Origin of the sequence: Tsukamurella asaccharolytica (assembly GCF_007858435.1) — a bacterium.
Taxonomy (GTDB): Bacteria; Actinomycetota; Actinomycetes; order Mycobacteriales; family Mycobacteriaceae; genus Tsukamurella; species Tsukamurella asaccharolytica.
In genome coordinates this window covers 21,137-34,400 of record NZ_VIGW01000005.1, presented here as the reverse complement: position 1 = coordinate 34,400, position 13,264 = coordinate 21,137, and the positions used below count along the sequence as shown (strand labels likewise).

Annotated in this window: 14 protein-coding genes; 8 read left to right on the top strand and 6 right to left on the bottom strand. The window is 70.1% G+C overall.

Annotation, left to right across the window (positions count from 1 at the left end):
* The first annotated feature begins 24 nt into the window (after positions 1–24).
* The 3 genes from FK529_RS11325 to FK529_RS11315 all read left to right on the top strand — a co-directional run bounded on the left by FK529_RS11325 (position 25) and on the right by FK529_RS11315 (position 2,375).
* Positions 25–1,038, top strand: a complete 1,014-nt coding sequence (locus tag FK529_RS11325; RefSeq protein ID WP_146561159.1) for an alpha/beta hydrolase family protein — start codon at positions 25–27, stop codon at positions 1,036–1,038.
* A 26-nt stretch (positions 1,039–1,064) separates the two neighbouring features.
* Entirely contained in the window at positions 1,065–1,547 is a 483-nt protein-coding gene (locus FK529_RS11320) for a hotdog fold domain-containing protein (RefSeq protein WP_146561157.1), read from the top strand.
* 120 nt (positions 1,548–1,667) lie between these two features.
* The gene (locus FK529_RS11315; RefSeq protein WP_146561155.1) at positions 1,668–2,375 is read left to right on the top strand and encodes a chymotrypsin family serine protease; all 708 of its coding nucleotides are present in this window, start codon (positions 1,668–1,670) and stop codon (positions 2,373–2,375) included.
* Between the two features lie 180 nt (positions 2,376–2,555).
* On the opposite strand, the gene FK529_RS11310 is transcribed toward FK529_RS11315, so the two are convergent.
* Positions 2,556–3,653 carry a CaiB/BaiF CoA transferase family protein gene (locus tag FK529_RS11310; protein ID WP_146561153.1) on the bottom strand — a complete coding sequence of 366 codons (1,098 nt, stop codon included), beginning with the start codon at positions 3,651–3,653 and terminating at the stop codon, positions 2,556–2,558.
* 72 nt (positions 3,654–3,725) lie between these two features.
* On the opposite strand from FK529_RS11310, the gene FK529_RS11305 reads away from it, so the two are divergent.
* On the top strand, positions 3,726–4,346 hold the full coding sequence (locus tag FK529_RS11305) for an alpha/beta hydrolase family protein (protein WP_146561151.1): 621 nt from the start codon (positions 3,726–3,728) through the stop codon (positions 4,344–4,346).
* Here the strand turns inward: FK529_RS11305 and FK529_RS11300 are convergent.
* The 5 genes from FK529_RS11300 to FK529_RS11280 all read right to left on the bottom strand — a co-directional run bounded on the left by FK529_RS11300 (position 4,331) and on the right by FK529_RS11280 (position 9,638).
* Positions 4,331–5,818 (bottom strand): flavin-containing monooxygenase, encoded by a 1,488-nt coding sequence (locus FK529_RS11300; RefSeq protein WP_146561149.1) that lies wholly within the window; start codon positions 5,816–5,818, stop codon positions 4,331–4,333. The two genes, FK529_RS11305 and FK529_RS11300, sit on opposite strands and share 16 nt — an antisense overlap.
* A gap of 52 nt (positions 5,819–5,870) precedes the next feature.
* Positions 5,871–6,806: an MlaD family protein gene (locus tag FK529_RS11295; protein WP_146561147.1), complete on the bottom strand. Its 936-nt coding sequence runs from the start codon at positions 6,804–6,806 to the stop codon at positions 5,871–5,873.
* Positions 6,807–6,885: 79 nt separating this feature from the next.
* Positions 6,886–8,022 carry a saccharopine dehydrogenase NADP-binding domain-containing protein gene (locus FK529_RS11290; protein WP_146561145.1) on the bottom strand — a complete coding sequence of 379 codons (1,137 nt, stop codon included), beginning with the start codon at positions 8,020–8,022 and terminating at the stop codon, positions 6,886–6,888.
* Positions 8,015–8,980, bottom strand: a complete 966-nt coding sequence (locus tag FK529_RS11285; RefSeq protein WP_158635100.1) for an oxygenase MpaB family protein — start codon at positions 8,978–8,980, stop codon at positions 8,015–8,017. Before FK529_RS11285 ends, FK529_RS11290 begins: the two co-directional genes overlap by 8 nt.
* 34 nt (positions 8,981–9,014) lie before the next feature.
* Entirely contained in the window at positions 9,015–9,638 is a 624-nt protein-coding gene (locus FK529_RS11280) for a TetR/AcrR family transcriptional regulator (RefSeq protein ID WP_146561141.1), read from the bottom strand.
* Positions 9,639–9,811: 173 nt separating this feature from the next.
* Here FK529_RS11280 and FK529_RS11275 point away from each other — a divergent pair, with 173 nt between their 5' ends.
* The 4 genes from FK529_RS11275 to FK529_RS11265 all read left to right on the top strand — a co-directional run bounded on the left by FK529_RS11275 (position 9,812) and on the right by FK529_RS11265 (position 13,236).
* Entirely contained in the window at positions 9,812–10,834 is a 1,023-nt protein-coding gene (locus FK529_RS11275) for a ferredoxin--NADP reductase (RefSeq protein WP_146561138.1), read from the top strand.
* Positions 10,834–11,949 (top strand): alcohol dehydrogenase catalytic domain-containing protein, encoded by a 1,116-nt coding sequence (locus tag FK529_RS11270; protein ID WP_146561136.1) that lies wholly within the window; start codon positions 10,834–10,836, stop codon positions 11,947–11,949. The genes FK529_RS11275 and FK529_RS11270 overlap by 1 nt, the downstream gene beginning before the upstream one ends.
* Positions 11,950–12,029: 80 nt before the next feature.
* On the top strand, positions 12,030–12,188 hold the full coding sequence (locus FK529_RS20020; protein ID WP_158635099.1) for a DUF5302 domain-containing protein: 159 nt from the start codon (positions 12,030–12,032) through the stop codon (positions 12,186–12,188).
* Positions 12,189–12,366: 178 nt separating this feature from the next.
* On the top strand, positions 12,367–13,236 hold the full coding sequence (locus FK529_RS11265; RefSeq protein WP_146561134.1) for a hypothetical protein: 870 nt from the start codon (positions 12,367–12,369) through the stop codon (positions 13,234–13,236).
* Positions 13,237–13,264 lie beyond the last annotated feature (28 nt).

Genomic DNA, 13,264 nt, shown 5'->3' with positions numbered 1-13,264 from the left:
CCGCGCCTCTGTCAGAATATCGGCATGACCGCACGGAGCGCCGCGCCGCGGCCGGGCGCGACGCTCCTGGCCCTGCTGCTGTGCGCCGGCGTCGTGCTCGGCGGCTGCACCGTGGATCGCCCGGGCGGGTCCGCCGTCGCATCCTCCTCAGCGGCGGCCTCGTCGTCTTCGGCCGGCCCGCGCCCCGTCGTCGCCACCCGCGACGACGCGATCCGCTACGCCTACCCCGCGCCCAACGCGGACCCCCGCCAGAACTACGGCAACCTCTACCTGCCCCGCGGCGTCCACGCCCCGCGGAGCCTGCCCGTGGTGGTGCTCATCCACGGCGGCGGCTGGAAGAACCGTTCGAGCGCCGGGTACATGGCCGATGTCGCCCGGGCCCTGCAGGCGGAGGGGCTGGCGGTGTGGAACGTCGAGTACCGGCGGGTCGGGTCGGGTGGCGGTTGGCCGACGACCTTCACCGATGTGGGCCACGCCGTCGACTTCGTGCCCACGCTGGCCCGGAGCGCGCCCGCGCTGGACCCGTCGAACGTGATCCTGGTCGGGCACAGCGCCGGGGGCCAGCTCGCCGCGTGGGCGGCCTCGCGCCGCACGCTCCCCCCGGGCGCGCCCGGCGTGACCTGGCCGGCGGGCGGCGGCCCGACGGTGACCCCGCGCGCCTTCGTCTCCCTGGCCGGGGTTCTCGACATGCGCACCTCGTCCCGGCTCAACGACCATGTGCGCATGGCGCTCGGCGGCATGCCCGATCAGGTGCCGGACCGCTACGCGCTGGCGAACCCCATCCAGCGGATCGACCCGCGCATGCCGTCCGTCGCGATCCACGGCTCCGAGGACTCGGTCGTGCCCCTCGGCGAGTCGGCGGACTTCGTGGCCGCGGCGCGGGCGGTCGGCGCGCCGTCGCTGCTCGTCGAGCTCGACGGGGCGAGCCACGGCGCGCCCGTCAACGTGCGCTCGCCGTACTGGCCCACGATCCGCGGCACCATCACGAAGCTGGCGCGCGAGGGCTTCGACGCCCTCACGGCGGCGCCGCCGCGCTGAACTTACTGTGCAGTAAGGTACCGGCCATGACCGACACCTCCACGTACAAGATGTGGCGCGCCGTGAGCGACAAGCCCCTCGGCAAGCTGGCCTTCTCCGCGGCCGCATCGCTCAAGGCGCCGTACTTCGCGTCCGTCACCCCGTACATCTCCGAGATCGAGTACGGCCGCGCCGTGGTCCACGGCGCGAAGTGGTGGTTCGTGCAGAACCACATCGGCACCTATCACGCGATCGCGGCCTGCAACCTCGCCGAGGTCGGGATGGGCATGGTGATGGAGGCGTCCACGCCGGGCACGCACCGCTGGCTGCCGAAGTCGATGACGGTGGACTACCTGCGCAAGGCCGAGTCCTCGCTGGTCGCGACCGCGACGCTCGCCGAGGAGGTCGACTGGGACGCGATCACCACCGGCCGCGACGTGGTGGTCGACGTCGCCGTGCGCGACAAGAAGGGCACCGAGGTGGTGCACGCGACGATCACGACCTGGGTCACACCCCGGCCCTCGAACTGAACCAATTCCGCACCTGGCGTCACAGGAGTTGACCTGCGTATCACCGGCCACTCGGTTTACACCCTGGCCGCCGTGTGGCACGCTACGGTCGCACAGTCTTGTGCCGAACCGAGGAGGATCATGCGCCGCACCATCACGTCGACCGCGAGGACCGTCGCCGCGGCCGCGGCCGTCCTCGGCGGCGTCGTCGCGCTGCTCCCCGCCGCCGCGCAGGCGGAGCCCGTCGCGACGGTCTCCCCCGGCAGCTCGGTGCTGACGGTCACCAAGCTGGTCGGCAACGTCGCCGACGGCCGCGGCTGCACCGTCGGTTTCGTCGGGCAGCGGCCCGACGGTACGCGCGTGGGCCTGTACGCCGGCCACTGCGGCGCACAGGGCCAGCAGGTGGTCGTGAACGGGCGCATCGTCGGCGTGAACACCGGCTCGTCGGCGCCCGCGCTGACGAAGTCCGACACCTTCGTGGTGCCCGACGCCCCCGACTGGGGAGTCTTCACGCTGGACCCGAAGCTCGCGAAGGCCGCCCCCGGCGGCCGTGTGCGGCCGAGCACCGTCGGCACCGCCCGCCCCGGCGATGCGGTGTGCAGCCAGGGCGTCTCGTCCGGCTGGCGCTGCGGCTCCGTCGTGAGCGTGGACCGCGGCTACATCGCCACCACCATCCCCGTGCAGGTCGGCGACAGCGGCGGGCCGCTGATCCGCAGCTCCGACAACGCCGCGCTCGGCATCGCCAGCCGCGCCGCGACCTTCGACGGCCCGATCACCCGCAGCGGCTCGCTGTTCTACGACCTGGGTTCCACGCTCCGCGCGACCGGCACCTCGCTCGTCGTCGGATAGCACCGGGCACGTCGCCGTCGATCGCGGCGGACTAGACGCATCGTCTGCTCGACTCTCCGATTCCGTCCGCCTCGGACACGCTGTCCGTTTCGGACGGAATCGGAGAGTCCACCGCGCGGTACCCCACCGAACCGGAGCCGCAGCCGCCTGCATCGACGGTCCGGTCGCGCTACCGGGCGATCAGTCGCGCCAGAGCGTCGCCGGGTCGACGGGCGTGGGGTCCGGCGCGACGGGCGTCGCGGCGGGGGTGCGGGAGAACCGCGGCGCGGGCATCGGGGCCATCGCTCCCCCGATCTCCTGCAGGTTCTGCCGGGCAGCCATGTGCGGGTGCTTCGGGGCCTCCTCGAAGGTGAGGATCGGCGCGACGCACGCATCGGAGTCGAAGAAGACCTCGGCCCATTCGTCGCGGGTCCTCGTCTTCAGCGCGGCCTCCAGCGCGGCGCGCAGCTCGGGCCAGCGGGCCTGATCGAGCTGGTAGGGCAGGTCCTCCTGCGCGAGCCCGAGCTTGTCGAGCAGCTCGGCGAAGAACTGCGGCTCGATCGCGCCGACCGAGACGTACTTGCCGTCGGAGGTCTCGTAGGTGTCGTAGAAGGGCGCGCCGCCGTCGAGGGTGTTCACGCCGCGCTCGTCGCTCCAGATGCCCTGGCCCCGGAAGTCCCACTGCATCTGCCCGATGAGGGAGGCACCGTCGACCATGGCGACGTCGATGACCTGCCCCTTGCCCGACACGGTGCGCTCGTAGAGCGCCGCGAGCACGCCGAAGACCAGGAACATCGAGCCGCCGGCGAAGTCGCCGACGAGGTTGAGCGGCGGCACGGGCCGCTCGTCCTTGCGGCCGATGGCGTGCAGCAGGCCGGTGAGGGCGAGGTAGTTCATGTCGTGGCCGGCGCGCTGCGCGAACGGACCGTCCTGACCCCAGCCGGTCATCCGGGCGAAGACGAGGCGGGGGTTGCGCTCGAGCACCACGTCCGGCCCCAGCCCGAGCCGCTCCATGACGCCGGGGCGGAAGCCCTCGACGACCACGTCGGCGCGGTCGATGAGGTCGAGGACGGTGGCGATGTCGTCCGGGTTCTTCAGGTCGGCCTCCACGATGGTGCGGCCGCGCTTGACGCCCGACGGCCGGCCCGTGAGACCGGCCACGCCGACGCCGGGGCGCTGCACCGAGACGACGTCGGCGCCCTGGTCGGCGAGGAGCATGGCGGCGTGCGGGGCGGGGCCGAGGCCGGCGAACTCGACCACCTTCAGGCCCGCGAGGGGACCCTGCTTCGAATCAGTCATGATTGCACGTTAACCCACTGACGCGGTCCGCTCGCTCGGCTCCCGGTGCCGGGCTGCCCGTAGGCTGAGCGGGTGACCTGGCTCTCGATCCACGACCCCGACGGCCCCCAGGCCGCGGTGCGGGCGACGCTGATCCTCGCGCACGGCGCCGGCGGCACCCGCGACCAGGCGATGCTGCGGCTGCTGGGCGAGGAACTCGCGCAGCGCGGCGTCCGCACGGTGCGCATCGACCTGCCGTTCCGGCGGCTGCGGCCGAAGGGGCCGCCGTCACCGTCGGGCCAGCCCGCCGACCGGGCCGCGTTCGCCGAGACCGCACGCGTCCTGGAGCTCGACGGCCCCGTCCTGTGGGGCGGGCACAGCTACGGCGGGCGGATGGCGTCGATGGCCGTCGCGGAGGGGCCGGAGCGGCCCGACGGCCTCGTCCTGCTGTCCTACCCGCTGCACCCGCCCGGCCGCCCGGAGAAGGCGCGCACGGCCCACCTGCCGGAGATCGCGGTCCCGACGGTGCTGGTGCACGGCAAGCGCGACCCGTTCGCCTCGCCGGAGGAGCTGGCGGAGGCGGCTGCGCTGATCGCCGGCCCGACGACGATCGTCGAGGTCGCGGCCGCGCACGACCTGGCGCCCGCGAAATCGGGCGCGCCGGCCAAGGCCGCCGACGCGGTGATCGCGCTGCTGGATCAGGCGAACGCGTAGTCGTCGATCGGGAAGCCGCGAGCCTCGCGGCGCGCGGCGACCACCGAGCTGGGCCGCAGGAGCGTGGCCTCACCGTGCGGATCGAAGTAGTAGCTGCGACTGCCCCCGCAGGCGCCGAGCTGGAACACCGACCGCTCCAGCCGCTTGCTCATCCGGTCCAGGAACTGCGCGTTCGCGCGCTCGGTCACCTCGACGGTGCGCGCCCCGCGCCGGTCGATCTCGTCGAAGACGCGGCGCAGGTGCACCATCTGCGCCTCGATGGTCCAGAAGTAGCTCAGGCCCGTGTAGCTGTAGGGGCTGTGCAGGCTGAAGAAGTTGGGGAACTTCGGCACCGCCACGCCCTCGTACGCCTGGAACCGGCCCTCGCGCCAGAACTCGCCGAGGTTGCGGCCGTCACGGCCGGTCACGTCGATCGCGGGGAAGTTCTTCTCCCACAAGGAGAACCCGGTGGCGAGCACGAGGATGTCGAGCTCGTGGACGGTGCCGTCGGCCATCTCGATGCCGTGCGGCAGCACCCGCGCGATCGACGACGCCTCGAGCGTCACGTCCTCGCGGCTGAAGGTCGGGAAGTAGGTGTTCGAGAAGGTGGGCCGCTTGCAGCCGAAGGAGTACGACGGGGTGAGCGCCCGCCGGAGCTCGGGATCCGGGACCTGCGCGCGCAGGTGCGCCTTCGCGAGCGTCGCCGCCAGGTCGTTGAACCGATGGCCGTACTTGTAGTTGAGCACCCCGACGGTGCTGAGCACCTCGAGCACCGTCGAATTCGCCAGCCGCGCGGCGCGTTGCGTGAACGGCAGGCGACTGAACAGGGCCTGCACCGGGCCGGGGACCGCGAAGTCGACCTTGGGCACCACCCAGATCGGGGTGCGCTGGAAGACGGTGAGGTGCCCGGCGACCTTCGCCAGCTCCGGCACCAGCTGCACCCCCGTCGCGCCGGTGCCGATGATGCCGATCCGCTGCCCGGCGAGGTCGGCGTCGTCGTCCCACTTCGCGCTGTGGATGACGGTGCCGGCGAAGTCCTCGATGCCCTCGATGTCGGGGAGCTTGGGCTGGCTGAGGAAGCCGGTGGCCGTGATGAGGTAGCGGGCACGCAGCTTCTGCTCGAGGCCGCCCTCGCGCACGACGGTGACCTCCCACTCGGCGGCCCGCGGGTCCCACTCGGCGGCCGTGACCTCGACACCGAAGCGCATCAGCGGCCGCAGCCCGTACTTGTCGGCGACCCGGCTCGCGTAGGCCTTGAGCTCGGAGCCGGGCGCGTACAGCCGCGACCAGTTCGGGTTCGGCTCGAAGGAGTACGAGTAGGTCACCGAGGCGATGTCCACCGCCAGGCCCGGGTAGTGGTTGACGTGCCACGTCCCGCCCAGGTCGTCCTCCCTCTCGAGGATGACGATGTCGCTGCGTCCGCGGCCGAGGAGCTCGATCGCGGCACCCATGCCGCCGAACCCCGCGCCGACGATGATCACGTCGTGAGCCATGTCCACTCCCTTTGTTGTAACGGCTCGTATACAGGTGGCCTCCAGGCCCTCCTCATCGATGTGGCACAGCGACAGTCAGCACTAGGCCGTCCCCACTTACAGTACGCATAGTCTGCGTCAACAGAGTGGCGAGATCGACGTTCACCACATCGCCGAAAGCGGCGGCGACGGGCACCATCGGCACCACGATCGGGCCTAGTCCGGCGAGGATCGATGAGATCGCGCGACCGTTGTCGTCGAGGAACGGAACAATGTTCTGACGAAGGGAGTTCGGCATATCCGTTTCTTCCATCAGCTGTTCGAAGCTCGCCAGGAGTTGTTGCCCCTTTACCAGGAGGTTCCCGGTACTCCCGATTCCGAGAATGCCGCCGTTCAGCCCGTCGAGTCGCTCCGACATGCGCCCGTAGTTCCGCGACAACGCCTCTATCTCGCCGGAGCGCGAACGGATCAGCTGGTTGACCATAGCGCCGGCTGCCGCCAGGTTGGCCACAGATCTCGCAGGGACGTCGGTAGCCCGAGCGACGGTGTCGAGGAAACCGGCGAGGTCATCCGTGCTGATCGACCGGGACAGGCGGTTGAGAAGCGCGAAGACCTCCGGGATGGACAACGGTGTCGAGACCGTGCTTGCCAATATGACGGCGCCATCCTCGATGAACGGGCGCTCGGAATCGGAGGGTTCGAAGTCGAGGTAGGTCTCAAAGGCAGTGAATTGCTCGATCTTCAACCGGGACGACAGCGGGATGGGGTATCGGGCGTCCATAGCGACTCCGATGCGGACGCCTCCCGCTTCCCGCTGGACGGACGTCACCTCGCCGATCTTGTAGCCGCGCACGGACACCGACGTCCCTACGAGCACGCCGTGACTATTCGGCACAGTGACCGCGGCATGGACGTGGCGGGCGAGCGGGCGATCTCCGAGGATCCCGAGCCAGATGTACCCGGAGCCGAACGCAACGGTCAGGACGACCGACAGAATGGCCTTTCGCACGGATCCTCCTTCGGTCGGGCGATGAACTGCGAACTTGGAGCGTTTCGTGGTCGTCCGCGGCGAGCGCGGATGGCACCAATCACGCGGCGACGGGAGCGATCCCCGCCGCGCGAACTCCGCGAATCAGGTCCTCGATGCCGAACGCGCGAAGGCCGCCCTGCACGCCCGGTGCGGGCCGCACATTCATCAGCGAAAGAGCACCCCACGCGAGCATTCGCGCGGTGAAGAGATACGGTTCCGTACCCCGCCAAACAGTGCGGCCGACCAAACGACCTGCTGCGTCCTCACACTCGGCGATGACCATCGACTGCACACCCGATGAGGGACCGGACCGTGACATCGCCACAGCCCCTCCCAAAGCCTTCACCAACCCGGCTCGAACCGGTCCCCGGTCGAGTTGGGCGTTCCACAGAAGTCGCGCCGACATGTGCGCCGGGACAGTGAGACCGTTCAGCCATCCCAGGCCCACGTCGACCGCATCCAGCCGCGGAAACGCCTCTGGGAGAGCGAAATGTTCGCTTCCACCGACCGACACCGCCCGCAGGTCACGCCCTCCGTCTCCGCCAAAGCGCATCAGCCGGCGCCCCGCCGGTTCAGCCACGAGCCCGAATGCCTCCCTCGACCGCCGGTAGACGAACGACGGTCGACCGATCGCTCCCACGAGCGATGCGCGGGTGGCGGGAGTCGTCGCAGTCGACAGGTCCCACACGCGGATAGGGCGACCAGACTCGTCGGTGAGGAAGTACCCGATCCGTATTGAACGGGCCGCGTCGCGGCTGTCGAGGATCGACGCAGCAGCCGCGGCTCCGAGGACGTAGTCGTATCCGAAGGCGGGCACGACCACCGCCCCGTTCACAGCCTCCGAGTACTGCTCGTACAACTGCTTGATGAACCCGGGCTCGCCGGTCGAATCCAGATAGGCGGCTCCGGCGTTGACGACGGCGCGAACAACCTTCGTCCCGAGCGCACTGAACGGGCCCACTGTCGAGACGACCACATCGGTCTCCGAGAGGAGGCCCGCCAAACAGTGGTCGTCCGTCACGTCTCCCACCACGACTCGTACATCGGGGCGTTCTTCGACGAGACGATGCAAGGCAGCGCCACTTCGCCCGACGAGGACGATCGGCACTTCATGACCGAGCAACTGTTGAAGCACGATGCCGCCGGTGTGGCCCGTAGCGCCCAGGAGAACGACCCGCCCTAGCCGATCACCCATCGACACGCCTTAGTTGGAGAGCCTCGCCCTGCTTGAAACTGTATGGCACGGGCTCCGCGAAGGAGTTTCTACGGAGCGCATTGTGTCTATACCCCCATGCCTCCGGTCCCGCGAGTACGAGGAAGGAATCAACGAGATCCACGCTGTTCGCCGTGTTCAGCGCAGCCTTCACAACGGCGTCGTTGATCGCCCATCGGCGCGGGTGACGCTCGACCTCGATCAGGTCGAGCCACTCGTCCGGCAGCGTCGAGAGCGCTGCATAGGTGGTCATCCGAAGAAACGGATTGATCGCGAGCAAGGGCCAGGCCGGTGCGAGGGGAGGATGGAGGAAGAACTCGACAAGACGACGCATTTCATTGGTCGGTCGGATGAGCTTGCTCCCCTGCTCCCGCAAGTAGTCGTCCACCTCCAGGGAGTTCGCCGGAACGTATCGCGGCGGGATGCCGAGCAGGTCCGCGGTGACCAGGCTCTCGTGATAGAAGCGTTCGATCTCGTCCCGGTCGAGGCGATCCTTCGCGGGAGCGAAACGCTGATAGCACTCGAGCATCCCGTGCCAGCCGGTCACGTACACCCACAGCAGGGTCTCGGGGACGTTCGCGACGTACGGTTCGCCCGTATCCGGCACAAGACCATTCACCTTCTGATGGCGGTTAAACAGCCACTGCCCGATCTTCTCCGCAGCCACGGTGTCCCCGAAGACCACCTGGAGAAAGAACATGTTACTGCGCTGCACCCTGCCGAGTGGGTCCGAGGCGTACGTCGAATGCTGATCCACACCGGCGGCCCCCGCCGGATCGAATACGGCCACAATCGAACCCCGAATGCCGGAGACCGCAGTGACCGGATGTCCCCAGATCCTCCAACTCACCGATCCGGGCCCGAAGTAGCCCGCATCGACACGGGGCGAGTTGGCGATCCGCAGCGCACGTTTCCCACCCTTGCCGAGTGCTCCTGCCAAGAGATCCATCGTATTCCCTTCCGTCATCATGGCGTCAGAAACGCAGGTCCTGCGCGGTCACTCCGACGAAGAACACTGACAGCGAGTGCAGTACCTCCGCCAACACCGCTTCCTGATTCTCGGCCCCTGATACGAGTGTGTTCCCGGCGCAGAGCACGCGCAGAAAAAGGTTCCCGAGGGTCGTGAGCGGCAAGCCCTCGGCGAGCTCGGAGCGTGCATCGAGGGCGGCGAAGAAGCTCACGAGGTGGGCAAGAACGTGCTCGTTGTCGATTTCCTCGTATACGTCTGCACCGAGAACCTCGGGCGCCTGCCGCAGCAGCTCCCTATGAACGGGGTCGCTGATCGACATCGACGCGAAATCCGTCGCGACGCGTGCCGCCACCATCAGCCCCTCGCCGCGCGGCAGACCGGCCAAGTCCCTCTCGCCCGCGCGGATCAGTTCGCTCGCCACTTCGAGCCGCTCGATGAATAACTCTATGAAGGCCGCACGCTTGTCCGTGAAATGCCGGTAGAACGCGCCCTTGCTGAGCTCGGCTCGTGTCGTGATCTCGGCGACAGTGGTCGCCTCGTAGCCGAGCGTGCTGAAGCACTCGCGCGCGCACTCCAACAGCGCTTCCTTCGACGCTCTGGCGTACATCCGTCGCCGTGTGTCGTTCATGACTCTCCGATTCCCGCATCCAGGCCACTCCCGTGACCGACAGTCACACTGTGACTACGGGTCACAGAGTAACCTGCGGTCACATTTGCTGCAACCGTCCCCGGTCGCGCCGGTGCGATCGCCCCCGCCGGGCGGGCGGAATCGCGCCCACGCTCGGCCGATAACCTGGACGCATGAGCCTCACCCCCCATTCGAGCCGCAGCCAGATCGTCACCGTCACCGAGGTGATCGACGAGACCGCGCTCGCGAAGTCCTTCGTCTTCGACGCGGAGTGGGACTACCGGCCCGGACAGTTCGTCACGGTGCGGGTGCCGTCGGAGCGGACGGGATCGGTGGCCCGCTCCTACTCGCTGTACACCTCCCCGTTCGACGGCGGGCGGCCCGGCGTGACCGTCAAGCGGACCGTCGACGGGTACGCCTCGAACTGGCTCTGCGACAACCTCACCGCGGGTGCCGAGCTGGAGGTCCTGCCGCCGTCGGGGGCTTTCGTGCCCGAGAGCCTCGACGTGCCGCTGCTGCTGCTCGCGGCGGGCAGCGGGATCACGCCGATCATGTCCATCTTGTCGGCGGCGCTGACGGCCGGCACGCAGCCGATCACCCTGCTGTACGCCAACGCGGATCCGGACGCCACGATCTTCCGCGCGCGGATCGCCCACCTCGAGGCGGAGCACGAGCGGCTCACCGTGATCTGGTGGATGGAGTCCGAGCGCGGCATCCCGGACGCCGACTCACTCTCCGCGCTGCTCACGCCCTATCACTCCCGCAACACCTACCTGTGCGGCCGCGACGAGTTCATGGCCGCCTGCAAGGAGGCCTGCCGGGTGATCGGCACCCCGCGCGAGCAGGTGCACCAGGAGATCTACGCCTCCCTCACCGGCGACGCCTTCGCCGACATCGTCCCGCACGCGGTGGAGGTGACGGCCGACTCGCCGCAGGTCACCGTGCACAACCTGGGCGCCAGCTTCACCGTGCCGTGGCCCGCGGGCGAATCGCTGGTGGACGTGCTGATCAACAACGGTCACGACGTGCCCTACTCGTGCCAGTCGGGCGAGTGCGCCACCTGCCTGTGCAAGCTGACGAAGGGCACCGTCGCGATGGCGGTGACCGACGGACTCGACCCCGACGACGCCGAGGACGGCTACATTCTGGGTTGCCAGGCGAAGCCGACGTCGCCGCAGTTGGAGGTCGAGTACTGATGCGGATCCGCGGAGCGGTGCTGGAGGAGATCGGGCGCGCGCGTCCGTACGCGCGGTCGACGCCCATCTCGGTGGGCGAGCTCGAGCTCGCGCCGCCGGGCCCCGGCGAGCTGCTGGTCCGCATCGAGGCCGCGGGGCTGTGCCACTCGGACCTGTCCGTCGTCGACGGCAACCGCGTCCGCCCGGTGCCGATGCTGCTGGGCCACGAGGCGGCGGGCATCGTCGAATCGCTGGGCTCCGGCACCGAGGGCGTCGCGGTCGGCGACCGGGTCGTGATGGCCTTCCTCCCCCGCTGCGGCGAATGCGCCCATTGCCGGACGGACGGCAAGCTTCCGTGCACGCCGGGCAGCGTCGCCAACAACGCGGGGGAGCTGCTCGGCGGCGGCCGGCGACTGTCGCGCGACGGCGCGGACGTGCACCACCACCTCGGCGTCTCCGGCTTCGCGACCCACGCGGTGGTCGACGCGCGGTCGGTCACCCGCGTGGACGCCGACGTGCCGCCCGAGATCGCGGCCGTGCTCGGCTGCGCGGTGCTCACCGGCGGCGGCGCGGTGCTCAACGCCGGCGCACCGTCGGACGGCGACGACGTGATCGTCCTCGGCCTGGGCGGGGTCGGCATGGCCGCCGTCCTCACCGCCCTGTCCCTGCAGGCCGACGGGGCCGTCGGCCGCGTGATCGGCGTCGACGCGCAGCCCGCGAAGCTCGAGCAGGTGCGCGTCCTCGGCGCCGACGCCGCCTACACCCCTGCGGAACTGGCCGAGGCCGGCGTGCGCGCCCCCGTCGTGATCGAGGCGGCGGGCCACCCGAAGGCCTTCGAGTCCGCGGTCGCGGCGACCGCCGTCGGCGGCCGGACGGTGACCGTCGGGCTGCCGAATCCCGCGGCGCGGTCCGAGATCAGCCCGCTGGTGCTCACCGCCGAGGCGCGCACCATCATCGGCAGCTACCTCGGCTCCGCCGTCCCCCAGCGCGACATCCCGCGGTACGTCGAGCTGTGGCGCGCCGGCCGCCTGCCGGTCGAGAAGCTGATCAGCGGCGTCATCACGCTGGAGCAGATCAACGAGGGCATGGACTCCCTGGCCGACGGTGCCGCCGTCCGCCAGGTGATCCGCTTCTGACCGTCCGGGTTCGCGGCAAATCGGGTGACAACCTCCCCTGTCCGGTTTAGCGTGAACGCACGCGAGAGAGAGGAGAGTCCATGCCCGCCGACGGTATCGCCGACAAGTTCAAGGAAGCACTCGAACGCAAGAACGCGTCGAATCGCCAGGGGTCCGCTCATCTGGACGGAGCCACGAAGCCGCAGAACACGCACGGTTCCGAGAGTCACCAGCAGCAGTTCCGCCGCAAGAGCGGATAACGGTCGACGCGGCCCGGCGGTACCCCACGGGGCCGCCGGGCCGCCGACCCGCGTGCCGCCCGGCGTGGTGACGATCACCTCACGCCGGCGGCGATGGCACGGGGCCTCCGATAGAATTGCGATCGCTCGACGACGGTCGCACGAGGAGGGTGTCATCGACCTTCCACTGATCATTCCCGTGCCGATCGTGCGTCGCCTGCCGCCCCCGGTCGGGGCGCCGCCGGAGAACCCCGCCATCCAGCAGGTCCGGGCCGTCATCGCCTCGATCCTCGGTTCCCTCCGCGGCGGTCCGCACCTGCCGGAATCGGGCCTGAACTGGGCCGCCGCCTATCTCACCCGGGGCTACGAGCCCCTCCTCGTCGTCACCACCACCGATGCCGGCTGGCTGCCGCGCGGCACCATCGTCCCCGCCGGGGTGCGCGTGCTCTGGAACGTTCCCACCGCGGCGCCCTGGTCCGCGGTCGACGACCCCGTGCACCAGCTCGTCGAGTTCGCCGCGGCCGAGGGGTACACGATCCATGCCGTCGCGACCACCCACCCGAGCCGCGCGCACCACGTCCCGTACGGCCCGTGGAAGCTCGTCGGCGAACGCCACCCCGGCCAGGTGCTGCCGCACCGGGTCACCCGGTTCGAGGTCGTCGCCTCCCCCGCCCGCGTCGCCCATCTCCGCACGCTGGGGCCCGACGGGGCCGACCGCCAGGCCCGCGCGCTCCTGCGCGACCTGGAACAGGTCGTCGTCGAACCCGAGTACGCGATCGGAGTCGAGGAGGCGCGATCGGAGGCGCGCCGCCACCTCGCGGCCGGGGGCGAGGTGCCGCCCGCCGTCATGGACCAGCTGCTGCTCGACCAGGACGCGCTCGCCGACGCCCTGAGCCTCGCGCGCACACCGCCCCGGTCGCTGACCGCCGGCGGCGGGCCGCCCGACGGTGCCGCGCTGCGGTCCCGGCTCCTCGAGCGCGCGCTCGTGGAGGTGGCCGTCGCCGCGGCCCGGCACGACCTGGAGTCGGCCGTCTACGGCTGGACCTTCGCGCGCTACCTGGCGCGCTGACGACGAAAAACGGCGCCCCTCCCCGAAG